At 75.1% G+C, this 22,475-nt stretch carries 19 protein-coding genes and 1 pseudogene; 10 read left to right on the forward strand and 10 right to left on the reverse strand.

Translation table 11 applies throughout. The annotated features are described in order from the left end of the window. Positions 1-84: 84 nt before the first annotated feature. From ACZ6Q9_RS26815 to ACZ6Q9_RS26840, 6 genes are all read right to left on the reverse strand, one after another. Entirely contained in the window at positions 85-1,263 is a 1,179-nt protein-coding gene (locus ACZ6Q9_RS26815; RefSeq protein WP_350709467.1) for a MarP family serine protease, read from the reverse strand. A 63-nt stretch (positions 1,264-1,326) separates the two neighbouring features. After that, positions 1,327-2,019 carry an NUDIX hydrolase gene (locus ACZ6Q9_RS26820; protein ID WP_357696116.1) on the reverse strand — a complete coding sequence of 231 codons (693 nt, stop codon included), beginning with the start codon at positions 2,017-2,019 and terminating at the stop codon, positions 1,327-1,329. Between the two features lie 91 nt (positions 2,020-2,110). Continuing rightward, complete coding sequence (locus tag ACZ6Q9_RS26825) at positions 2,111-2,737, reverse strand: TlpA family protein disulfide reductase (RefSeq protein ID WP_393457997.1); 627 nt, start codon at positions 2,735-2,737, stop codon at positions 2,111-2,113. Positions 2,738-2,851: 114 nt separating this feature from the next. Further along, positions 2,852-3,640: an endonuclease III gene (nth, locus tag ACZ6Q9_RS26830; RefSeq protein ID WP_393268410.1), complete on the reverse strand. Its 789-nt coding sequence runs from the start codon at positions 3,638-3,640 to the stop codon at positions 2,852-2,854. A 60-nt stretch (positions 3,641-3,700) separates the two neighbouring features. Beyond that, entirely contained in the window at positions 3,701-4,855 is a 1,155-nt protein-coding gene (locus ACZ6Q9_RS26835; RefSeq protein WP_396830108.1) for a CapA family protein, read from the reverse strand. Positions 4,856-4,911: 56 nt separating this feature from the next. Beyond that, the gene (locus ACZ6Q9_RS26840) at positions 4,912-5,574 is read right to left on the reverse strand and encodes an adenosylcobinamide amidohydrolase (protein WP_393268415.1); all 663 of its coding nucleotides are present in this window, start codon (positions 5,572-5,574) and stop codon (positions 4,912-4,914) included. Positions 5,575-5,789: 215 nt separating this feature from the next. Between ACZ6Q9_RS26840 and ACZ6Q9_RS26845 the strand changes: the two genes are divergently transcribed. The 9 genes and pseudogenes from ACZ6Q9_RS26845 (at position 5,790) to ACZ6Q9_RS26885 (ending at position 17,367) form a co-directional block, all read left to right on the forward strand. Then, positions 5,790-6,467, forward strand: coding sequence for a Crp/Fnr family transcriptional regulator (locus ACZ6Q9_RS26845; protein ID WP_089003062.1), 678 nt, complete (start codon positions 5,790-5,792; stop codon positions 6,465-6,467). Positions 6,468-6,653: 186 nt separating this feature from the next. Beyond that, positions 6,654-7,397, forward strand: a complete 744-nt coding sequence (locus tag ACZ6Q9_RS26850; protein ID WP_393457988.1) for a metallophosphoesterase family protein — start codon at positions 6,654-6,656, stop codon at positions 7,395-7,397. A gap of 590 nt (positions 7,398-7,987) precedes the next feature. Continuing rightward, the gene (locus ACZ6Q9_RS26855; RefSeq protein WP_393268417.1) at positions 7,988-8,593 is read left to right on the forward strand and encodes a TetR/AcrR family transcriptional regulator; all 606 of its coding nucleotides are present in this window, start codon (positions 7,988-7,990) and stop codon (positions 8,591-8,593) included. A gap of 26 nt (positions 8,594-8,619) precedes the next feature. Next, positions 8,620-9,399 (forward strand): annotated as a pseudogene (locus ACZ6Q9_RS26860) (TIGR03084 family metal-binding protein); the annotation flags it as partial. A gap of 113 nt (positions 9,400-9,512) precedes the next feature. Beyond that, entirely contained in the window at positions 9,513-11,342 is a 1,830-nt protein-coding gene (locus tag ACZ6Q9_RS26865) for an acyclic terpene utilization AtuA family protein (RefSeq protein ID WP_396830107.1), read from the forward strand. After that, on the forward strand, positions 11,339-12,478 hold the full coding sequence (locus tag ACZ6Q9_RS26870) for an acyl-CoA dehydrogenase family protein (protein ID WP_393457977.1): 1,140 nt from the start codon (positions 11,339-11,341) through the stop codon (positions 12,476-12,478). The genes ACZ6Q9_RS26865 and ACZ6Q9_RS26870 overlap by 4 nt, the downstream gene beginning before the upstream one ends. 10 nt (positions 12,479-12,488) lie before the next feature. After that, on the forward strand, positions 12,489-14,090 hold the full coding sequence (locus ACZ6Q9_RS26875; RefSeq protein WP_396830106.1) for an acyl-CoA carboxylase subunit beta: 1,602 nt from the start codon (positions 12,489-12,491) through the stop codon (positions 14,088-14,090). Positions 14,091-14,101: 11 nt separating this feature from the next. Beyond that, on the forward strand, positions 14,102-16,159 hold the full coding sequence (locus ACZ6Q9_RS26880) for an ATP-binding protein (RefSeq protein ID WP_396830105.1): 2,058 nt from the start codon (positions 14,102-14,104) through the stop codon (positions 16,157-16,159). A 17-nt stretch (positions 16,160-16,176) separates the two neighbouring features. After that, complete coding sequence (locus ACZ6Q9_RS26885) at positions 16,177-17,367, forward strand: acyl-CoA dehydrogenase family protein (RefSeq protein WP_393268427.1); 1,191 nt, start codon at positions 16,177-16,179, stop codon at positions 17,365-17,367. A gap of 52 nt (positions 17,368-17,419) precedes the next feature. Here ACZ6Q9_RS26885 and ACZ6Q9_RS26890 read toward each other — a convergent pair whose 3' ends face one another. Both ACZ6Q9_RS26890 and ACZ6Q9_RS26895 read right to left on the reverse strand, forming a co-directional pair. Beyond that, entirely contained in the window at positions 17,420-19,225 is a 1,806-nt protein-coding gene (locus tag ACZ6Q9_RS26890) for an alpha/beta hydrolase (RefSeq protein ID WP_396830104.1), read from the reverse strand. A gap of 268 nt (positions 19,226-19,493) precedes the next feature. Next, on the reverse strand, positions 19,494-19,928 hold the full coding sequence (locus ACZ6Q9_RS26895) for a hypothetical protein (protein ID WP_393268430.1): 435 nt from the start codon (positions 19,926-19,928) through the stop codon (positions 19,494-19,496). Between the two features lie 99 nt (positions 19,929-20,027). Between ACZ6Q9_RS26895 and ACZ6Q9_RS26900 the strand changes: the two genes are divergently transcribed. After that, a complete protein-coding gene (locus ACZ6Q9_RS26900; protein WP_393268431.1) occupies positions 20,028-20,372 on the forward strand; it encodes a hypothetical protein in 345 nt (114 codons plus the stop codon). Here ACZ6Q9_RS26900 and ACZ6Q9_RS26905 read toward each other — a convergent pair. Next, on the reverse strand, positions 20,349-21,854 hold the full coding sequence (locus tag ACZ6Q9_RS26905; protein WP_393268433.1) for a protein kinase domain-containing protein: 1,506 nt from the start codon (positions 21,852-21,854) through the stop codon (positions 20,349-20,351). The two genes, ACZ6Q9_RS26900 and ACZ6Q9_RS26905, sit on opposite strands and share 24 nt — an antisense overlap. A 32-nt stretch (positions 21,855-21,886) precedes the next feature. Continuing rightward, on the reverse strand, positions 21,887-22,357 hold the full coding sequence (locus ACZ6Q9_RS26910; RefSeq protein WP_357456439.1) for a hypothetical protein: 471 nt from the start codon (positions 22,355-22,357) through the stop codon (positions 21,887-21,889). Between the last annotated feature and the right edge of the window lie 118 nt (positions 22,358-22,475).

Raw genomic sequence — 22,475 nt, forward strand, 5'->3', positions numbered from 1 at the left:
ACCGCGCTGACGGGTCTCCGCGCCGACGCCGACCGGGAGAGCACGCGACTGCCTCCCGTCGCCCCCGCGACCCGGCGGGCAGGGTCAGGTGCACTCGCCGGTGCCGACGGCGCGGGTGCGCTCGGCGCCGGCCAGGGCGACCGGGCGGGCCTCGGCCGCGGTCACCGCGAACCCGGTGTTCGGGTCGTCGGCCGCCGCCGCGAAGATCACCCCGAGGACCAGCCCGTTCGACGAGACCAGCGGGCCGCCGGAGTTGCCGCTCTGCACGAGGGCCCGGATCGTGTAGATCTCCCGGGTCACGTTGCCGGCGGAGTAGATGTCCGGCCCGGTGATCCGGTCGACGTCCCGGACCCGCGCCGACTGGGCGTTGTACGGCCCGTCGAGCGGGAAGCCCAGGACGATGGCGTCCGCGCCGCTACCCGCGTTGCCGGCGGCGAAGCGCATCGAGGGGCCGGGCAGCCCGGGCACGTGCAGCACGGCCAGGTCCCGGTCGGGGTCGTAGACGACCACCTTGCTGTCGTACCGGTCGCCGTTCAGCTCGACGACGGTGGAGCGGGTGCCGGCGACGACGTGCGCGTTGGTCATGACCCGGTCGTCCGCGTAGACGAAGCCGGAGCCCTCGATGCGGCGCGAGCAGCTCGGGGCGGAGCCGAGCACCTTGACGACCGACCGCTGGCTGTTGACCACCACCTGCGAGCCGGCGAGCGCCGGGTCGGGCGGGGACACCTGCCGGGCGCGGGTGGGCGCCAGGTCGCCGAAGACGTCGGGGAAGCCGTTGGTGTCGACGGTGTCCCGCAGCGCCGTGGAGAGCTGCTGCGCCTGGTCCGGCAGGACCCGGTCCACGACGGTGAGCAGCGCGCTGTTGCGGACCGAGGAGGCCAGCCAGGGCAGCGACGACGAGCCCAGCGGCACCGCGACGAGCCAGGCGACCAGCAGCACGGCGAAGAGCGAGACGAACGCCCCGCCGACGTCGTCGGCCCGCCTGCCCACGTCGCTGGTGATCACCTTGCGCAGGTGGGAACCAACCCAGCCGGCGAGCGCCTGGCCGACCACCGCGAGCCCGAAGACCGCCACCAGGGAGATCAGCACGCGGGTGCCGCTGTCGACGAACTGCTGCGCCAGCAGCGGCCCGACCTGGAGACCCACCAGCGCGCCCAGGAAGAAGCCGCTGAACGACAGCACCCCGATGACGAAGCCCTGGCGGTATCCGCTGATCGCGAACACGAGCATGAGCAGCAGCAGTACGAGATCCACGGCGGACACGCGTCAAGCGTACGGGCACCCGGCCCGCGGAATGACCATCGCGTGCGGAAGGTGACCGTCCGTTCAGCGCACCGGAGTCTCGTCCACCGCGTCCGTGCCGGCCGAGGGCGCCGGGGTGGCCCCGGTCGGCGGCAGGTCGACGACCCGGTCGCGCGGCCACGGGCGGGCCCAGCCGCCCATCTCCAGCAGGGCGGCCAGGACCCCGGCGGTGAAGCCCCAGACGAGCATCCCGCGCGCCGAGAACGCCGGGCCGATCCAGCCGCTCGGGTGGCGTACGCGCATCCGGTTCTCCGGGTCGACCAGCTCGCTGACCGGCAGCCGGGCCACGTGCGCCACCTCGGCCGGCTCCCGGGGGTGCACCGGGTGCGGGGCGTGCCACCAGGCGAGCACGGGGGTGACCACGAAGTCGCTGACCGGGATCCAGAGCTTCGGCAGCTCGGCCAGGACGGTGACGCTGGCCGGGTCGAGGCCGACCTCCTCGTTGGCCTCGCGCAGCGCGGTCGCCGGGGCGTCCGCGTCCTCCGGGTCGGCCGCGCCGCCGGGGAAGGCCGGCTGGCCGGCGTGGTTGCGCAGGGTGGCCGCCCGCTGGAGGATCAGCACGTCCGGGCCGGCGCCGGGCTCCTCGCCGAGCAGCACCAGCACGGCGCTCTCCCGCCCGCCGGTCTCCGGGGTGGCCAGCCTGGTGAAGTCCTCGCTGCGCGCGCTGCCCAGCCGGGCGAGCAGCGGGTCGAGCCAGCCCGGCGGCTGTCGGCTCACGCCGACACCTCCGCGCCCCACCGCGCCCACCGGCGACGCACGCCCGCACCTGCCCACCGGCGGCTCACGCCGACACCTGCCCGCCCGCGGCTCACGCCGACACCGCCAGGCCGAGGTGCTGCCGGACCAGTTCCGCCAGGCGGGCGTCGTCGAGCGTGCCGGAGGAGTCGACGTGCCGGACGTTGCCCTGCCCGTCGACGAAGACGGTCAGGGGGATGGCCTTGCGCCGCAGCTCCTGCTTCAGCCGCTCGCCCCGGTCGACCAGCACCGGGAAACGGACCCCGAAGTCCTCGCCGATGGCCTGGGCGCCCTCGCGGCTGTCCCCGCTGTTCACCCCGATCACCCGGAGCTGGCCGGCGGCCCGGTCGCTGAGCCGCTGGAAGGCGGGCAGCTCGTCGCGGCAGGGCGGGCACCAGGAGGCCCAGACGTTGACCACGGCCGGGCCGCGCAGCTCCCGGAGGGCGACCGGCGCGCCGCCGGTGAAGCAGTCCAGGGTCAGGTCGGGCAGTGCCTGCCCCGCGCCCCCCGACGCCGACGCCGGGGCGCCGGACGCGGGCGGGCTGCCGAGCGCCGAGCAGTCCTGGAACGGCGACGGCCGGTTCGCGGCGGCCTCCTGCCGGCCGGTCGGGCCGCTCTCCTCCTCGGTGCCGTTGCCGGCGGTGCACCCGCCCACGGCCAGCAGCACGGGTACGAGCAGGGCGGCGAGTCGGCGGTTCATCGGTTCACCCTGGTTCGCGACTGCGGGGCTCGCAACACCGGCTCACTCCTCGCACTCATCGGTTCACCCTGGTTCGCGACTGCGGGGCTCGCAACACCGGCTCACTCCTCGCACTCACGGTGCCTCCGCCACGACGGCCTGGACGGGCACCAGCTCCGGGTCGACCCCGGCGGCCACCGCCAGGTCCCGGGCGCGGGGGCCCTTGAGCAGCCGCGCGGCCGCCGCCGGCTCGGTCGGCCCGGTGCCGTACGACGGGCAGAGCTTCGCCAGCGTGCACGCGCCGCAGGCCGGCTTGCGGGCGTGGCAGACCCGCCGGCCGTGGAAGATCACCCGGTGCGACAGCATCGTCCAGTCCCGCCGGGGGAAGAGCGCCCCGATCGCGTGCTCGATCTTCACCGGGTCGGTCTCGGCGGTCAGCCGCCAGCGCTGCACCAGCCGCCCGAAGTGGGTGTCGACGGTGATCCCGGGCACACCGAAGGCGTTGCCGAGGATGACGTTGGCGGTCTTGCGGCCGATGCCGGGCAGCGTCACCAGGTCGACGAGCTTGCCGGGGACCCGGCCGTCGTACCGCTCGACGAGGGCCTGACCGAGCTTGATCAGGGAGTCCGTCTTGTTGCGGTAGAAGCCGGTGGGCCGGATCAGCTCCTCCATCTCCGTCCGGTCCGCCCCGGCGTAGTCGGCGGCGGTCGGGTAACGGGCGAAGAGCTTCGGGGTGACCTCGTTGACCTTCTTGTCCGTGCACTGCGCGGAGAGGATCGTCGCGACGGCCAACTCCAGGGGGCTGGAGTGGTCGAGTTCACAGTGCGCGTCGGGGTGGGTCTCGGTCAGCGCCCGGCCGATCCGCCGGGCGCGGCGCGTACGCCCGAGGTCGGTCTCGGTGGAGCCGGAGGAGCTGGTGGTCACGCCGGCCAGCCTACGTCGCCGGTGTGACCGGACGCCGGGGCCACGCGCCGCGCCGCCCGGTCAGCCGCCCTGCGGCGGGCTGATCGCCCCGGAGTCGTCGAACCGGGCGCCGGTCTCCGGGAAGTCGCTGCGGGTGAGCTGCTTCACGAGGCCCAGGCCGCGGTCGTCGCCGTCCATCGTCGGCTTGCCGGCGGAGTTCATGTACGTCGAGACGAACGAGCCCCCGGCCCAGCTGCCGTCCGGCTTCAGCGACACCTTGAGCACCCCGCCCCAGCCGAGCCGGCCGGCGTTGCTCAGCGAGTTGCCCCCGCCGGCGAAGTTGCCCAGGCTGTACGCGATCAGCCGGCCCTTGTAGAACTCCATGCCGCGCAGCACGTGCGGGCCGTGCCCGACGATCAGGTCCGCCCCGGCGTCGATCATCGCCTTGGAGAACTTGACGGGGTCGCCCCGGTTCTCGCCGAGGAACATCTCGGTGCCCGGCCGCACCCGGGTCTTGTCGGCCCCCTCGCCGCCCATGTGCACCTGCACCACGACCACGTCGGCCTGACCGGCCGCCTTGGTGATCACCTGCTTCGCCTCGGCGATGTCGGTGAGGCTGTTGGACCAGACGTACGACGAGAAGCCGGCGACCGCGACCTTGACCCCCTTGACGTCGACCACGGTGATCTGGTCGGGCGCCCCGGTGTGCGCGAGGTCGTGCTTCTCCAGCGCCTTCTGGGTGTTCTCGTAGCCCTTCGGGCCGAAGTCGTAGCCGTGGTTGTTGGCCTGGTTGAGCAGGTCGAAGCCGGCGTCGCGCAGGTGGGCCGCGTAGTCCGGCGGGGCCCGGAACTGGAAGCAGCGGGTCGAATTCGGGCCGCACTTGCCGGTGCCGGTGTCGACGGTGAGCGGCTCCTCCAGGTTGCCCATCACCAGGTCGGCGGCGAGCGCCTTCTCGACGGAGTCGAAGAAGCCCTTGCCACCGTTGGCGGGCAGCCGGTTCGGCGCGTTGCCCATGATGATGTCGCCGGTCGCGGAGAGCGAGATCGCCTGCTCTGCGGGCTGTGCGGGCTGGCTGGAGCGGACCGGGGCGCCGGTGCCGCCGGCACCCGCGCCGGGCTGCCAGACGGGGTCGCCCCCGGACCCGGGCTGGCCGCAGCCGGCGGCGAGCAGGACGGTGAGCAGCGCGCCCAGGGCGAGCGCGACCCGGCGGGGCGGAGGGGAGGCGGCAGAGTACATCGAGCGCGACCCTATCGGGTATGCAACGCCGGGACGAGACCCGATCGGACGGATGTTCAGCCAGTCGGCCGATCGGACCACGGGACCACGGTGCCCGCCCCGCCGGCCGTCACGGCGGCGTGCACGGCCCGGGCCAGCGGGGCGCCCCAGGTGGAGCGCGGTCCGCCGTACGCCGACTCCGGGCCGTCGAGCGGGCAGAGCACGGTGACGGCGTCGGTGGGGGTGCCGGTGCCGGGCACGCCCAGCTCCGCGATCGCCTGCGCCTTCGCCTCGGTGGCGGTCGCCACCGCGTTGACCAGGGCGGCATCGCCGAGCCGGGCCGGGACGTACACCACGATGTTGACCGTGCCGACCCGCTGGCCGGGCGCCGCCGGGGCGGGCTCGGCCGCCCAGACCGGGGTGCCCAGGCCGACGGTGGCCCAGACCCGCACCCCGGTGTCCGTCCGGGCGACCACCTCGGCGACGTCCACCCCGGTCAGCAGGCCCACCCCGGGCCCGTCGAGGTCGAGCCCGCCGGCCAGTCCGGCCAGGTGGTCGGCCGGGTCGTCCCGGTCGTACGACATGGGTACGGTCGCGTTGACGACCCAGCGCCGGACGCCGATCCCGCCGCCCAGCGGCGCGGAACTCACCGCGCGCAGCGGGCGGTCGGCGCGCCAGACCAGCAGCGGGACGTCCCGACCGTCCTCCCGACGGGCGGTCAGCACGGGTTCGCTCAGCACGCGGTGACCCTACGACCCGGCACCCGCCGGCCCGCCGGCGCCCGGACGGCGCGCGATCTTACTGCTTGATCACGTCGGGCGGGTTACGCCCAACGATCAAGATTCCAGGGGTGCACCTCTGATTCCAGCTCACGTGCGCCTAGACTGGCCACGCGCGAGGGATCAGCGGACGGCGGACCCGGCCGACGGACGGCACGCGCAGGTGGAGGTGCGCGATGGACGAGGTACTGGCCCGCAGCGGGATCTTCCAGGGCGTCGACCCGGAGGCTGCCGAGGCGCTCGCCAAGGAGATGGAGACGCTCGAGGTCCGCAAGGGCGAGATCGTCTTCAACGAGGGCGAGCCCGGCGACAGTCTCTACATCCTGCTGTCCGGCAAGATCAAGGTGGGTCGCCGGGCGGCCGACGGCCGGCAGAACCTGATCGCCGTGATGGGCCCGTCGGACATGGTGGGCGAGCTGTCGCTCTTCGACCCCGGCCCGCGTACGGCGACGGCCACCGCGGTCACCGACACCCGGCTGGTGCGGCTGCGCAAGCAGGCCCTGCGCCCGTGGCTGAACAACCGGCCGGAGATCGCCGAGCAGCTGCTCCGGGTGCTCGCCCGCCGGCTGCGGCGGACGAACGACTCGCTGGCCGACCTGATCTTCACCGACGTGCCCGGTCGCGTCGCCAAGAACCTGCTCCAGATGGCCGGCCGCTTCGGCACCCGCGACGGCGGCGTGCTCCGGGTGACCCACGACCTCACCCAGGAGGAGATCGCCCAGCTCGTCGGCGCCTCCCGGGAGACCGTCAACAAGGCGCTGGCCGACTTCGCCTCGCGCGGGTGGCTGCGCCTGGACGGCAAGAGCATCATCATCCTCGACCCGGAGCGCCTGGCCCGCCGCGCCCGCGTCTGACGCCGCCGGGGCCGGGTCCACCCCGGCCGCCTCGGCAACACCGGTCCGGACCGCACGCCCGCGGCCGGGCCGGTTCGCGTTCGGGCCCGCAGCCACCGGAGCTCCCGACTGCCGGTCTGCCCAACTGCCGGTCTGCCGGTGGCAGAATCGCTGGACTCCGGCCGGGTCGGTGGGCATGGTGGAGCGATGCTGGACCGGGTCGCCGTCCTCTCCGACATCCACGGGGTGCTGCCCGCGCTGGAGGCCGTGCTGGCCGAGCCGGACGTCGCCGCCGCCGACCTGATCGTGCTCACCGGCGACATCGCCGCCGGACCACAGCCGGTCGAGGTGCTCGACCTGCTCGCCGGCCTCGGCGACCGGGTCTGCTGGGTGCGCGGCAACGCCGACCGCGAGCTGGTCGAGGCGCGCGCGGGCCGCAAGTCGCCGGTCGACGTCTCGAACTGGGCCGCCGAGCAGCTCCGTGCCGACCACCTCGCCCGGCTGGCGGCGTTGCCGCTGACGGTGACCCTGGAGGTCGCCGGCCTGGGTCCGGTGCTCTTCTGCCACGCCACGCCCCGCGACGACGAGGAGGTCGTGCTCGTCGACTCCCGGATGGAGCGCTGGGCGGAGGTGCTCGCCGGGGTGCCGACCGAGGTGGGGACGGTGGTCTGCGGACACACCCACATGCCGTTCACCCGGCTGGCCGACCGGCGGCTGATCGTCAACCCGGGCAGCATCGGGATGCCCTACGGCGGCCCCGGCGCCTTCTGGGCGCTGCTCGGGCCCGGGGTGCACCTGCGCCGCACCCGTTTCGACGTGGACGCCGCCTGCGCCCGGGTGGCCGCCGAGTCGGCCTTCCCCGACGCCGCCGAGTGGGCGGACGAGTACCTGCGCTCCCGCCACAGCGACGCCGACGCGCTCGCGGTGTTCGCCCCCCGCGACGGCCGCTGAGCAGTCCGGCCCGTCGACCCGCCGCATGGCCGACGGGCCGGCAGGGGCACGCCGTCGGTCAGGTTTGCCCTTGTACCAGTTACCCGGCGCCGCGACGTTCGGGCGCAGACCTGCGGGATTCCTCGTCGCTCCCTGTCGAGTTGCCCCATCCATGCGACCAACGGCACAGCGGGCCAGCGGCCAGCAGGCCAGCAGGGCAGCGGCCAGCGGGCCAGCAGGCCAGCAGGCCAGCAGGCCAGCAGGGCAGCAGGGCAGCGGCCAGCGGGCCAGCGGGCCAGCGGGCCAGCGGGCCAGCGGGCCAGCGGGCCAGCGGGCCAGCGGGCTGACAGCAGCGGCAGCGGGCCGTGCCCCATCCGTGGGGGCAGCTCGACAGCGTCCGGAGGACTGGTCCTCGTCAGGGTCGGCCCGGCTCCGAGAGCTGCCGGACAGGCCAGACCCTGGCGGCGGTCCCAGCCGGCCGGCCGGCGAGTACCGGCCCGCCACCGGCCGCCAGCCACCGGCCGCCAGCCGCCAGCCGCCAGCCGCCAGCCGCCAGCCGCACAGAAAAAGTCAGTCTTGACTGTTTGTTTCGGTGGCGGCACGCTGTCCCCGTGCCCGCCGCATCGACCCGCGTCCCTCAACAGGAGCGCAGCCGCGCCACCCAGGCCCGGCTGCTGGAGGCGACCGTCGAGTGCCTGGTTGAGCACGGCTGGGCCGGCACCACCACCACCGTCGTGGCGGCCCGCGCCGGCGTCTCGCGCGGCGCCCAGCTCCACCACTACCCCACCAAGGCCGCGCTGGTCACCGCCGCCGTCGCGCACCTCACCGAACGCCGGGCCGAGGAGCTGCGCAGCGAAGCCGAGGCGCTGCCGCCCGGCCCGCAGCGCCTCGACCGGGTGATCGACCTGCTCGGGGCGGCCTTCACCGGCCCGCTCTTCGTCGCCGCCCTCGAACTGTGGGTCGCCGCGCGCACCGACCGGGAGCTGCGCGAGGCCCTGCTGCCGCTGGAGGCCCGGGTCGGCCGCGAGATGCACCGACTCACCGTCGCGCTGCTCGACGTGGACGAGCGCCGCCCGGGCGTACGGGAGGCGGTGCAGGCGACCCTGGACCTGCTCCGCGGGCTGGGCGTGGCCAACCTGCTCAGCGACGACTCGTCCCGCCGCACCGCCCTGTTGCACACCTGGAAGCGCCAGCTCGCCGCCCTGCTCACGCCCTGACCGGCCCGTCCCGCACCGGAGGCACCATGGTCGACCTGAAGGACCTGCTCGCGGAGCTGGCCGACGAGGCCGAGCAGCTGGACGGCCTGGTGGACGGCCTGTCACCAGGCGACTGGGCGCGGCCCACCCCGGCACCCGGCTGGAGCATCGGCCATCAGATCGCCCACCTCGCCTGGACCGACCAGGTGGCGCTGCTCGCCGCCACCGACCCCGAGGCGTTCTTCGCGTCCGTGGCCGCCGCTCCCGACCCGGCGCGGCTCGTCGATGCCGGCGCGGAGGAGTTCCTCGCCCCACCGACCGAGCTGCTGCCCCGCTGGCGTGCCGGCCGGGCCGCGCTCGCCGCCGCACTGGCCGGGGTGCCGGCGGGCGGGAGGCTGCCCTGGTTCGGCACCCGGATGTCGCCCGCCTCGATGGCCACCGCCCGGATCATGGAGACGTGGGCGCACGGTGCTGACGTGGCGGACGCGCTCGGCGTCGTCCGTCCCGCCACGGCCCGGCTGCGGCACGTCGCGCACCTCGGCTTCCGCACCCTCGGCCACAGCTTCGCCGCCCACGGCCGGCCGGTGCCGGCAGCGCCGGTGCGGATCGAGCTGACCGCGCCCGACGGCGGCACCTGGACGTACGGGCCGGCCGGGGCCGCCGACCGGGTGACCGGCCCGGCGCTCGACTTCTGCCTGCTGGTCACCCAGCGCCGGCACCGCGCCGACCTGGCCCTGGCGGCGACCGGCCCGGTCGCCGACGAGTGGCTGGACGTCGCGCAGGCCTTCGCCGGCCCGCCCGGCCCCGGCCGCCCGTCAAGGGCCGAGGGAGCCGGCGCGACGGGCACCGACGCGGGCGCGGCGGCCGGCACGGGCGCGCCGGCCGGCACCGGCACCGGCGCGCCGGCCGGCACGGGCACGGGCACGGCGGTGGTGCCGGCATGAGCGGAGTGCTACGCGTCGGCAACGCCTCCGGCTTCTACGGGGACCGGTTCAGCGCGTGGCGGGAGATGCTCGACGGCGGCGAACTCGACGTGCTGACCGGCGACTACCTGGCCGAACTGACCATGCTGATCCTCGGCCGCGACCGGCTGCGTGACCCGTCCCTCGGCTACGCGAAGACCTTCCTCCGCCAACTCGAGGGGTGCCTCGGCACCGCCCTGGACCGGGGCGTGCGGATCGTCACCAACGCCGGCGGGCTGAACCCGGCCGGCCTGGCCGCCGCGATCGGGTCGCTCGCCGACCGGCTCGGCCTGACCGTGCGCGTCGGCCACGTCGAGGGCGACGCCCTCCCGCGCCCGGAAGCGCTGACGGCCAACGCCTACCTCGGGGCGTACGGCATCGCCACCTGCCTGGACGGCGGGGCCGACGTGGTGGTCACGGGCCGGGTCACCGACGCGTCCCTGGTGGTCGGGCCGGCCATCGCCCGGTTCGGCTGGGGGCGCGACGACCTGGACGCGCTGGCCGGGGCGACCGTCGCCGGCCACCTCGTCGAGTGCGGGGCGCAGGTGACCGGGGGGAACTACAGCTTCTTCACCGAGCTGCCCGACGGCGGGCACCGCCCCGGCTTCCCGATCGCGGAGCTGCACCCGGACGGCTCCTGCGTGATCACCAAGCACCCCGGCACCGGCGGCGCCGTCACCGTGGAGACCGTCACCGCCCAACTGCTGTACGAGGTCGGCGGGCCGGCCTACCTCGGGCCGGACGTCGTGGCCCGGCTCGACACGGTCGAGCTGAGCGCCGCCGGGCCGGACCGGGTGCGGGTGAGCGGCGTCCGGGGCGCCCCACCGCCGGACACCCTGAAGGTGGGCGTCAACAACCTCGGCGGCTTCCGCAACTCGATGACCTTCGTCCTCTGCGGGCTCGACATCCCCGCCAAGGCGGCCCTGGTCCGGGGCCAGATCAAGGAGGCGGTCGGCACGGAGGGGCTGGAGTTCACCCTGGCCCGCACCGACCACCCCGACGCCACCGACACCGAGGCGGCCAGCGCGCTGCTGCACGTACACCTGCGGGACGGCGACAGGGCGCGGGCCGGGCGGGCCTTCTCGGCGGCCGCGGTGGAACTGGCCCTGGCCTCCTACCCGGGCTGCACGCTGACGACGCTGCCCGGCGAAGCGACGCCCTACGGGGTGTTCACCGCCGACACCGTGCCGCAGGACGCGGTGCCGCACGTCGCGGTGCTGCCCTCCGGGGAGCGGCTGCCCGTCCCGCCGCCGCCCCGCACCGTCGGCGCGCCCGACGGGCCGGCGCCCGTCGCCGACCACATGAACGCCGGCCCGCCCGCCGTCGACCCGGAACGACCCAGCCGCACCTCACCCCCGCCCCTGTCGGCCGACCCGGCAGCGGCCGGTGACCGACGCGGGGCCGGCCCGGGGCGGCCCGTCGCGCCCGCCGACCGACCGGCCCGGCGCGCGCCGCTCGGCGAGTTGGTCGGGGCCCGCTCCGGCGACAAGGGCGGCGACGCCAACCTCGGCGTCTGGGCCCGCACCGACGCGACGTGGTCGTGGCTGCGCGGCTGGCTCACCGAGGCCCGCCTGCGCGAGCTGCTGCCGGAGACCGCCCCGCTGGCCGTGGAGCGGTACGAGCTGCCGAACCTGCGGGCGGTCAACTTCGTCGTCCGGGGGCTGCTCGGGCAGGGGGTGGCCGCCTCCACCCGGTTCGACCCGCAGGCCAAGGCGCTCGGCGAGCTGATCCGCTCCCGGGTCGTCGACCTGCCGGCGGACCTCGCGCCCGGGGCGGCCGGCACGACCACCACCCAGGAGGAGCCGTGACCATCGTCGACACCCCGGAACGGCGGCAGCTCCGGGAGCTGACCAGGGCCTTCGTCACGCGGGAGGTGCTGCCGCACCTCGACGACTGGGAGCGGGCCGGCGAGGTGCCCCGCTCGCTGCACGAGACGGCCGCGAAGATCGGCCTGCTCGGCGTCGGTTTCCCGGAGGCGGTCGGCGGCAGCGGCGGCGACCTGCTCGACTCGATCATCGTCACCGAGGAGGTGATCCGCTCCGGCGGCTCGTCCGGGCTGATCGCCGCGCTGTTCACCCACGGCATCGCGCTGCCGCACATGGTGGCCTCCGGTGACGGCGAGCTGATCGACCGGTACGTCCGGCCGACGCTGGCCGGGACGATGATCGGCGCGCTGGCGATCACCGAGCCGGACGGCGGCTCGGACGTGGCGGCCGTCCGCACCTGCGCACGGCGGGACGGCGACCACTACGTGGTCAGCGGGTCGAAGACCTACATCACCAGCGGGGTCCGCTCCGACTTCGTGACCACCGCCGTCTGCACCGACTTCCCCGGATCCGGGTCGCTCAGCCTGCTGGTGATCGAGAAGGGCACCCCGGGCTTCACCGTGGGCCGGCGGCTGGAGAAGCTGGGCTGGCACTGCTCGGACACGGCCGAGTTGTCCTTCGTGGACGTGCGGGTGCCGGTCGCCAACCGGATCGGCCCCGAGGACACCGCCTTCCTGGCGATCATGCAGAACTTCGCCAGCGAGCGGCTGTCGCTGGCGACCCAGGCGTACGCGACCGCGCAGCGCTGCGTCGAGCTGGCCGCCCGCTGGTGCCGGGACCGGTCCACGTTCGGCCGTCCCCTGGCGAGCCGGCAGCTCGTCCGGCACCGGCTGGCCGAGATGCACACCCGCAGCGAGGCGGCGCGGGCGTACGTGCACCAGGTGGCGGCGCGGGTGGCGGCCGGCGAGCCGGTGGTGACCGAGGTGGCGATGGCGAAGAACGTCGCCGTGGCGGCCTGCGCCGAGGTGGTCGACCAGGCGCTCCAGCTGCACGGCGGCTACGGCTACCTGCGCGACGCCGAGGTGGAGCGGCACTACCGGGACTCGCGGATCCTCGGCATCGGCGGCGGCACCACCGAGATCATGAACGAGATCATCGCGAAGGGCATGGGCCTGTGAGGGAGGCTCTGTGACGACGCTGCGGAGCGCGGTCGACCCGTCCTCGCCCGACTACCGGGCCAACCGGGCGGCCCTGCTGGAGCGCCTCGCCGAGCTGGAGGCCGCTCTCGACCAGGCCCGGGCCGGCGGCGGGGAGAAGTACGTGACCCGCCACCACCGGCGGGGCAAGCTGCTGCCCCGGGAGCGGATCGAGCTGCTGCTCGACCGGGACAGCCCGTTCCTGGAGCTGTCCCCGGTGGCGGCGTACGGCACCGACTTCCCCGTCGGGGCGAGCGTGGTGACCGGCATCGGGGTGGTCGAGGGCGTCGAGTGCCTCGTCGTCGCGAACGACCCGACGGTACGCGGCGGCGCGGTGAACCCGTGGTCGCTGGCCAAGACCCGCCGGGCCGGCGAGATCGCCCTGGCCAACCGGCTGCCGATGGTGAACCTGGTCGAGTCGGCCGGCGCCGACCTGCCCACCCAGGCGGAGATCTTCATCCCGGGCGGCCGGGTGTTCCGCGACCTGACCCGGCTCTCGGCGGCGAAGATCCCCACGGTCAGCGTGGTCTTCGGCAACGCCACCGCCGGGGGCGCGTACGTCCCGGGGATGTCCGACCACGTGATCATGATCCGGGACCGGTCGCAGGTCTACCTGGCCGGGCCGCCGCTGGTGAAGATGGCCACCGGCGAGGTCACCGACGACGAGTCCCTCGGCGGGGCGGCCATGCACGCCAGCACGTCCGGCCTGGCCGACTTCCTCGCCGCCGACGAGCGGGACGGCATCCGGCTGGCCCGGCAGTGCGTACGCCGGCTCAACTGGCGCAAGCAGGGGCCACCGCCGCGCAACCCGTTCCCGCCGCCCCCGAGGTACGACCCGGAGGAGCTGCTCGGCATCGCCAGCGCCGACCTGAAGGTGCCGTTCGACCCGCGCGAGGTGCTGGCCCGGGTGCTCGACGACAGCGCCTTCGACGAGTTCAAACCCAACTACGGCACCGCCCTGGTCACAGGCTGGGGCGAGCTGCACGGGTGGCCGGTCGGGGTGCTGGCCAACGCGCGGGGCGTGCTGTTCAGCGAGGAGGCGCAGAAGGCGGCGCAGTTCATCCAGCTCGCCAACGCCGCCGACACCCCGCTGGTCTTCCTCCAGAACACCACCGGCTACATGGTGGGCACCGAGTACGAGCAGCGCGGCATCATCAAGCATGGCGCCCTGATGATCAACGCGGTGTCGAACTCGACCGTGCCGCACCTGACGGTGAACCTCGGCGCCTCCTACGGCGCCGGCAACTACGGCATGTGCGGCCGGGCGTACGAGCCACGGTTCCTGTTCACCTGGCCGAACGCCAGGTCGGCCGTGATGGGTCCGGCGCAGCTCGCCGGCGTGCTGTCCATCGTGGCCCGGCAGGCCGCCGCCGCCCGGGGCCGGGACTACGACGAGGAGTCCGACGCCGCGATGCGGATGATGGTCGAGCAGCAGATCGAGTCCCAGTCCGGCGCGCTCTTCCTCTCCGGCCGGCTCTACGACGACGGGGTGATCGACCCCCGGGACACCCGTACCGTCCTCGGGCTCTGCCTGTCGGCGATCCACAACGCACCGGTGCGGGGCGCCGACGGCTTCGGCGTCTTCCGGATGTAGGGAGCGCGCTCATGATCACCCGACTCCTCGTGGCCAACCGGGGCGAGATCGCCCGCCGGGTCTTCGCCACCTGCCGGGCGCTCGGCATCGGGACGGTGGCCGTGCACTCCGACGCCGACGCCGACGCGCCGTTCGTCGCCGAGGCCGACCACGCCGTCCGGCTGCCCGGGAACACGCCCGCCGAGACGTACCTGCGGACGGACCTGATCCTCGACGCGGCCCGGAAGGCCGGTGCGGACGCGGTCCACCCCGGCTACGGCTTCCTCGCCGAGAGTGCCGGGTTCGCCACGGCGGTGACCGACGCGGGGCTGACCTGGGTCGGTCCGCCGGCCAAGGCGATCGCCGCCATGGGCGACAAGGTGGCGGCCAAGGCCCTGCTCGCCGAGGCGGGCGTGCCGATGCTGCCGACCTGGACCGACGCCGACGAGATCGCGGACTTCCCGGTGCTGGTCAAGGCGTCGGCCGGCGGCGGCGGGCGCGGCATGCGCGTCGTCCGCGACCCCGCCGCGCTGGCCGAGGCCGTCGCCTCCGCGCGCCGCGAGGCGGCGGCGGCGTTCGGCGACGGCACGGTCTTCATCGAGCGGTACGTCGAGCGGGGCCGGCACGTCGAGGTGCAGATCTTCGGCGACACGCACGGAACGGTGGTCGCCCTCGGCGTGCGGGACTGCTCGATCCAGCGCCGCCACCAGAAGATCGTCGAGGAGGCCCCCGGAGTCGTTCCCGCCGAGGTGCGGCAGCGGCTGCACGAGGCGGCGACGGCCGCCGGCCGGGCGGTCGACTACGTCGGCGCCGGCACGGTCGAGTTCCTGCTCGCGCCCGACGGGGAGATCTACTTCCTGGAGATGAACACCCGCCTCCAGGTCGAGCACCCGGTCACCGAGCTGACCACCGGCCTGGACCTGGTCCGGCTGCAACTGCTCGTCGCCGAGGGCGAGCCGCTGCCGGTGGCGGCGACCCCGCCGGCACAGGGCCACGCGATCGAGGTACGCCTCTGCGCCGAGGACCCCGCACAGGGGTACCGGCCGGCGACCGGCACCCTGCACCGGCTCGCCCTGCCCGGCGTGGCGGCCGAGTTCGGGCCGCTGGCCGGGCCGGGCCTGCGGCTGGACTCGGGCGTGGTCGACGGCTCCGTGGTGGGCGTCCACTACGACTCGATGCTCGCCAAGGTGATCGCCTGGGCGCCCACCCGCGCCGAGGCGGCCCGGGCGCTGGCCGGCGCGCTGGCCCGCGCCGAGTTGCACGGGGTGGTCACCAACCGGGACCTGCTGGTCCGTGTCCTGCGCAGCCGGGAGTTCGCCGCCGTCGACGTCGACACCGGTTTCCTGGACCGGCACCCCGAGGTCTTCGCGCCGCTGTTGCCCGCCGATCAGCTCCCCCTGGTCGCGCTGGCGGCGGCCCTCGCCTCGGCCGCCGCCCGCTGCGCCTCGGCTCCGGTGCTGGCCGGGCTCCCCTCGGGCTGGCGCAACGTGCCGGCGTTCCCGCAGTTCACCCGCTTCACCGGCCCGGACGGCGAGATCGAGGTCCGCTACCGCCTGGACCGCTCGGGCGGCCTCGCCGAGTGGTCGGTGTCGCCGGGCACCGGCTCCACCGCCCGCGCCGGTGGGCCGACCCCGGACGGAGCGGCCCCGTCAGGCGGGCCGGCGTCGAACGGGTCGGCCCCGGCAGACGGGCCGACGCCGGTGGTGAGCCTGGTCGAGGCCGCCCCCGACCGGGTGGTGCTCGACGTCGACGGCGTGCGGCGGGCCTACCGCGTACGCCGGGCCGGGTCGGCGGTCTTCGTGGACGGCCCGGACGGGGCGGCGGGCCTGGCCGAGCTGCCGCGCTTCCCGGAGCCCACCACGGAGCTGGCGGCCGGGTCGCTGGTCGCGCCGCTGCCCGGCGCGGTGACCCGGGTGCACGCCGAGGTCGGCCAGCGGGTGGCGGCCGGCGACCTGCTGCTGACCCTGGAAGCGATGAAGCTCGAACATCCCGTGCTCGCCCCGACCGACGGTGTGGTCGCCGAGCTGCCGGTGCCCGCCGGCGGGCAGGTCGACACGGGCACCGTGCTGGCCGTGGTCGACCCCGAGTGATCCTGGAGGGCCCCGCGATGAACTTCGACCTCACCCCCGAGCAGGAGCAACTCCGCGACGCGGTCCGCGCGCTGGGCCGGCGGTACGGCCACGACTACTTCGTCACCCGGGCCAAGGCCGGCCAGCACACCACCGAGCTGTGGGACGAGGCCGGCCGGCTGGGCTACCTGGGGGTCAACGTGCCCACCGGGTACGGCGGCGGCGGGGGCGGGATCACCGAGCTGGCCATCGTCTGCGAGGAGCTGGCGGCGGCCGGCTGCCCGCTGCTGCTGCTCGTGGTCTCCCCCGCCATCGCCGCCACGGTGATCGCCAGGCACGGCACCGAGGAGCAGCGCAGGCGCTACCTGCCCGGCTTCGCCGACGGCTCGCTGAAGGTGGTCTTCGCGATCACCGAGCCGGAGGCCGGGTCGAACTTCCACCGGCTGGGCACGGTGGCCCGCCGCGACGGCGACGACTGGTTGGTCTCCGGCCGCAAGTGCTACGTCTCCGGCGTCGACGAGGCGTCGTACGTGCTGGTGGTGGCGCGGGTCGCTGTCGAAGACGGCCAAGCCGGCGCAGGGGACGCGGCTCCGCAGAAACTGAAACCGGCGCTGTTCATGGTGCCGACCGACGCGCCGGGGCTGACCCGGTCCAAGCTGGACATGGAGATCGTGTCCCCGGAGAACCAGTTCCTGCTCTACCTCGACGACGTGCGGGTGCCCGCCGACGCGCTGGTCGGCGAGTCCCTGGACGCCGGCCTGCCGGCGTTGTTCGCCGGGCTCAACCCGGAGCGGATCACGGTCGCCGCGATGGGCGCCGGCACCGGCCGGTACGCCATCGAGCGGGCCTCGGAGTACACCGCCGCCCGCAAGGTCTGGGGCGGCCGGAGCATCGGCTCGCACCAGGGCGTCGCGCACCCGTTGGCGCACGCGGCCGTGCAGGTCGAGCTGGCCCGGCTGATGATCTACAAGGCGGCCACCCTCTACGACGCCGGCCGGGACCTGGAGGCCGGGGTGGCCGGCAACATGGCCAAGTACGCGGCCGGGGAGGCGGCGGCGCTGGCCGTCGACACCGCCGTCCAGGTGCACGGCGGGGCCGGCATGACCACCGAGTACGGGGTGGCGACGCTGCTCGGCGCGGTGCGGGCCGGCCGAATCGCCCCGGTCAGCCGGGAGATGATCCTCAACTTCGTCGCCCAGCACGTCCTCGGCCAGGACAAGTCGTACTGACGGTGGGGCCGGGGTACGGCGGGCGCCCGATCGCCCGCCGTACCCCGGGTCCTCAGCGGATGGTCAGCGAACCGACCGCCGGCAGCGGCGCGACCACCGGCGGGAGCCGCTTCGGCTCGCCCCGGCCCGGCGCGCCCTCGGCCGCGAGGGCACTCTTCGACGACTCCGCCCGCCGCGTCGCCCCCGGGTTCTGGGGCGGCTCGGCGAACGGCTGGACGTCGCCCGTGCAGACCGTGCCCTTCGCCGGCAGCGTGCCCCGGACCAGGTAGGCGTCCACCGCGCCGGTCACGCAGGCCGAGGTCCCGTACGCGGTGTGCCCCCAGCTGTCGCTGCTCAGCAGGCGGCTGTTCGGCAACAGCCTGGCCGCGCCGACCGCGCCCCGGTAGTTGGTCGACGGGTCCCAGTAGTTGCCGACCACCAGCACCGGCGCGGCGGTGCGCCGGTTGAACGGGCCCAGGTAGGCGTCCTCGTCCCGCACCGTCCACGTCTGCCGGGCGCAGGGCGAGCTGCCCCAGGTCCACAGCCGCCCGAAGTACGGGTCCCGCCTGTCGGCCTTCGCCGCCAGCGCCGGGAACGAGGCGGCGTCCGCCGGGTGGTAGGCGTCGGTGCAGTCCACCCCGAGGAACGTCTCCAGCCCGTTGTCGTACGGGAAGTCGTACCGGCGGGCCTGCTCGCGGGCCGTGGCGGCGCGCCGGACCACGTCGGCGCGCGCCTGCTGGCGGGCGGTCGCGCCCGACGCCGGGTCGGTGAGCACCAGCAGCTCGGCGGTGAGGCCGACGACCTGGTCGTAGCCGGCGGGGCTGTAGAGCGCGCCCAGGGTGGCGGAGACGAAGTCGGCGTAGCTGACGCGGACGAGGCCCAGGTCGGGATCCTCGATCACCAGCGGCTTGGCCCGCAGCCGCTGCGCCACCAGCTCGAACGACGCGAGGGGGTCGCCCTGGGCCAGCGGGCAGACCTCCGCGCCGGCCCTGTCGCAGCGCACCAGGATCTCCCGCAGCGCCTTGTACGCGCCCTGCGCGCTGCGCAGCCGGTCCTCCTGCGACAGCGTGCGCGCCCTGCCCCGGCCGACCCAGGCGTCCGCGTCGAGCACCCCGTCGATGGCCAGGGCACGGACCCGGTCCGGGAACATGTTGGCGTAGTACTGGCCGAGCGCGCTGCCGTAGCTGAAGCCGAGGTAGGTCAGCTTCGGGTCGCCGACGGCGCGGCGCAGCACGTCCATGTCCCGGGCGACCTCGGCGGTCGACATCGCGCCGGTGAGCGGCCGGCCCGTGCTGGAGCAGCCCTTCCCGACGGCCTTCGACGACGCGACGTACGCCTTCTCCTCGGCCCGCGTCCACGGGAACGCCACGTTGAGCCCGGCGTAGGCCCGGGTCTGCTCCTTGACCGACGGGAAGCACCTGACCTGCTCGCTCGCGCCGACGCCGCGCGGATCCACGCCGACGATGTCGAACCGGTCGAGCACCTCGTCACCGAGGAAGTACGGCGCGGCGAGCGCGACGTCGGTGCCGGAGCCGCCGGGGCCGCCCGGGTTCAGGAAGAGGCTGCCGATCCTGCGCTGCTGGTCGCGGGCCTTCACCCGCAGCACGGCGATCTCGGTCGTCGGGCCGTTCGGCCGGTCGTAGTCCAACGGGAGCCGGACGGTGGCGCACTCGGCGTAGTCGTAGCAGGCGTACCAGTCCAGGTCGGGCGTGGGCACCCGGTCGACCCGGCGTGCCTCCTCGGGGCTGGTCCGGTCGGACGTGGCCGGGCGACCCCAGCCGGTCGGGGACGGTGCGGCGGCGGCGGGCGCGACCGCCGATCCGGCGAGGATGACGCCGGCGATACCGGCGGCGGCGAGGGACCGGGTTCGTCGTGGCATGTGGACCCTTCCGGTGGACGACAGGACGGGTCGGGGCGAGGCCCGACCCTTCGCACTCTAGGGATCGCGGGCGATGAATACCGCCCGAAGAGGGGCCGCATATCCGACAATCCGTCGAACCGGTGTAACGAGTTCCCGGCGACCGACGCTGTTCTCGCCCGACCCGGCGGACGGCCACAACTCCCACGGACCGGGCCCGACCGCACCGGCGGGCCCAACCGCAGCGGCCGGCCCGACCGCACCTGGCCCAGCCGCCCGGCAGGTCCGGCTAGTCGATGCCGGCCATCCAGGCGGGCGTGGACGCGTCCGGCTCGCCCGGCACGTGGTCGTCCACCACCCGCCAGCCGTCGGGCCCCTCACGGAGCAGCAGGAAGCCGACGACCTCGCTGGACGGGGCTCCCACGCCGTAGACGTCGCCACCGTCCACAGTGGCCACCTTGATCGCACAGACCGCGTCCGGGTCGGGTTTCGCCTGCGCGCACTGCCCCACGTAGCGGGCCCCGGAGGCGGCCGAGAGGTGGCGGGCCACCGCCTGGTCCACGCTGGCGAACCCACCGCCGCCCGGGGACGACGCCTCGGGCGTGGTGGTGCCCCCGGCGGTCGGCGTCGGCCCGGTCACCGTCTCGGGTGGACGGTCGGGCCCGCAGGCGGCCAGCGCGCCCGACACCAGCACGGCGGCGACGATTCGGCAGAACCGGGACACCGGCGCTCCTCTCTCCGGGAAACGACCTGCACCGGAGATCATCGCACCGGCGGTGGCGTCTCCGGTTGACAGCGGCCCCCGGGTGGACATGCTGGACGGGTGAGGTTTCCCAGACCCGACGCGCGGACGAAGGCGGTCGTCGCGGCGCTGGCTGCGGTCTCGCTGCTGGCGGCGCTGGTCGTGCGTGGTCGTCAGGATCTCCTCGGAGTGGCCCTGGCGCTGCTCTGCGTCCTGATGGTGATGATCGCGGCGGTGTCGGTGGCGGCGGCCCGCCAGGAGGGCGGGCGGCGACCGGCGGTCACGCCGACCGTCCCTGGGCAGCCGGCGGGCGGCCTGTACGGCATCGACGCCGACACGCTGGAGACGCTGGACGGCCGGGAGGCGGTCCGCGCGATGCGGGAGCGCCACCGGGGGCGCGGCTCAGCGACCGGTGAGGGTGGGTGACGCGAGCGCGTCCAGCCCGCGCCCGGCCAGGCAGCGGTACGTCCGGTCGGCGTCGACCGTCGGGGGCAGCACCTCCAGGTTCCAGCCGTCGGCGTGGCCCATCCCGCTGGTGAGCCGGAAGGTGGTCTCGTTGCAGACCCGGCGCACCGCCGGGGCCTCGCTGACCCGGGTGTGGTCCGCGCCGACCAGGGTGTCGGGGAGCCTGCCCTCGGCGTAGCTCTCCCAGGTGTGGTCGCCGTCGCAGGACACCCGGGCCGCCCTGGCCCGCGCGCCGCGCACCTCCATCGGCCCGAAGCACTCCAGCTCGTCGGCGCAGCCCGCCCCGTCGGGCAACCCGGTGGCCGCGGCGCAGGCGGGCAGCACCCCGCTCGTCGCGGCCACGTCGGCCGTCGGGGACGGGGCCGGGGTGGCCGCCGGGCCGGCGAGCCAGGCGCCGGCGCTGGCCGAGGCGGCCAGCGCGACCATCCCGGCGCCGCCGAGGAACCAGCGCCGCCGACGCCGCCGGTCGGAGGTGGGCACCGTCGGGTGCATGTCCTCCACCGGTGGCCGGGGCGCGGGCCGGGTCGTGCGGCCGGCGGTGTACGGGCCGGAGGCGGCGGGACCGCCGCTGACCGGGGAGCCCGGCGCCGGTGCGCCGCCGACCGGCGGGCCGGCCGGGTCGAGCGGCAGGCCGACCAGCAGGTCGCGCAGCTCGACGGCCGACGGGCGCTCCCCCGGGTCGTTGGACATGCCGACCCGGAGCACGTCGATCAGCTCGTCGGGCACGCCGGGCAGGCCGGGGACCGGCTGGTGGAACATCTCCAGCACCGTCACCAGGCTGGGATTGCGCTCGGACTGCCAGCGCGGTGGGCGCCCGTGCATGACCGCGTAGAGGGTCGCGCAGAGGGCGTAGACGTCGACGGCGGGAGATGGCGGCGCGTGGTTGAACATCTCCGGCGGCGCGTACGCCGGGGTGAGCACCTCCAGGGCGACCGAGGCGTCACGCATCTCGGCCACCACGGCCAGCCCGAAGTCGGCCAGCACGGCCGAGTTGAAGTGCGAGTAGAGGATGTTCGCCGGCTTGACGTCGCGGTGCAGCACGCCGGCCGCGTGCGAGTGGGCGACCGCGTCGGCGATCTTGACGCCGAGGTCGCGGGCCTCGGCCGGCCCGAGCGGCGACGTCCGCATCCGCTCCGCGTACGAGCCGTCGCAGAGCTCCATGATCAGGTAGGGGTGCTGGTCGACCGTGACCCCGACGTCGAAGAGGTCCACCACGTGCGGGTGGGACGACATCCGCCCGGCGGCCCGCGCCTCGCGCAGGAACCGGGCCTGGTCCCGTTCGCTGTCCAGGGTGCGATTCTCCACCTTGACCGCGACCTCGCGCCCCACCGAGATCTGGGTCGCCTTGTAGATGGTCGCGTAGCCTCCCCGGGCGAAGACCCTCAAATCGGTCAGACCGGGCACAATGGGCAACGGCAGGGCACCGGGCGGGGTCGCGGTCACAGTTCTAGAAAATACCCAACCGGACGGGCTGCTCAGTGCACCGCGTCGGGGGCCGGGGCGGCACCAGCGGAAAGACCGCTCCCGCCCCCGCCGGCCACCGGGCCCGCGCGCCGTGCGTCCCACCAGAGCCCGGCGGCGGTCGCCACCGCGCCCAGGCCCTCCCAGGCGGCCACCCCGAAGAACCGGCCGGGCGCGATGTCCGCCAGCACCGCGATGGTGAACACGGTGAACGTGACCAGCCGGAACACCACCGTGAAGCGGTAGAACGGCCGCCACTCGGTCGCGGTGGCGAGCAGGTAGTAGACCCCCATGTTGAACGAGGCCATCGAGGAGGCCAGGAGAAAGGTGCCGGTGTGGTCGCCGGCCGCGCGGGTCGCCGGCACCTCGAAGCCGAGCAGGCGCAGCAGCGCCTCGGGCCAGAGCAGCCCGACCACGCCCATGAGCAGGGCCAGCACGCCGAAGACCGCGATCGTCCATCCCGCGGCCGAACGCGGCAACCTCATCCCGGCCCCTCCCAGACCCGGCGCGGTCGACATCGGACCGCCCCTCCGGCCTGACACGCTAGCGGCCACCCCCGACATGCCACATCACCGGAACCGCCAGACCTGCCCGGGCCGGGGC

It is taken from the genome of Micromonospora sp. NPDC049139 (genome assembly GCF_055586845.1).

Bases quoted from the DNA above. Each gene is read 5' to 3' on its own strand.
- ACZ6Q9_RS26890 (WP_396830104.1), bottom strand. From the start codon at position 19,225: ATGCCACGACGAACCCGGTCCCTCGCCGCCGCCGGTATCGCCGGCGTC.
- ACZ6Q9_RS26910 (WP_357456439.1), bottom strand. From the start codon at position 22,357: ATGAGGTTGCCGCGTTCGGCCGCGGGATGGACGATCGCGGTCTTCGGC.
- ACZ6Q9_RS26850 (WP_393457988.1), top strand. From the start codon at position 6,654: ATGCTGGACCGGGTCGCCGTCCTCTCCGACATCCACGGGGTGCTGCCC.
- ACZ6Q9_RS26835 (WP_396830108.1), bottom strand. From the start codon at position 4,855: ATGTACTCTGCCGCCTCCCCTCCGCCCCGCCGGGTCGCGCTCGCCCTG.
- ACZ6Q9_RS26885 (WP_393268427.1), top strand. From the start codon at position 16,177: ATGAACTTCGACCTCACCCCCGAGCAGGAGCAACTCCGCGACGCGGTC.
- ACZ6Q9_RS26825 (WP_393457997.1), bottom strand. From the start codon at position 2,737: ATGAACCGCCGACTCGCCGCCCTGCTCGTACCCGTGCTGCTGGCCGTG.
- ACZ6Q9_RS26845 (WP_089003062.1), top strand. From the start codon at position 5,790: ATGGACGAGGTACTGGCCCGCAGCGGGATCTTCCAGGGCGTCGACCCG.
- ACZ6Q9_RS26880 (WP_396830105.1), top strand. From the start codon at position 14,102: ATGATCACCCGACTCCTCGTGGCCAACCGGGGCGAGATCGCCCGCCGG.
- ACZ6Q9_RS26865 (WP_396830107.1), top strand. From the start codon at position 9,513: ATGAGCGGAGTGCTACGCGTCGGCAACGCCTCCGGCTTCTACGGGGAC.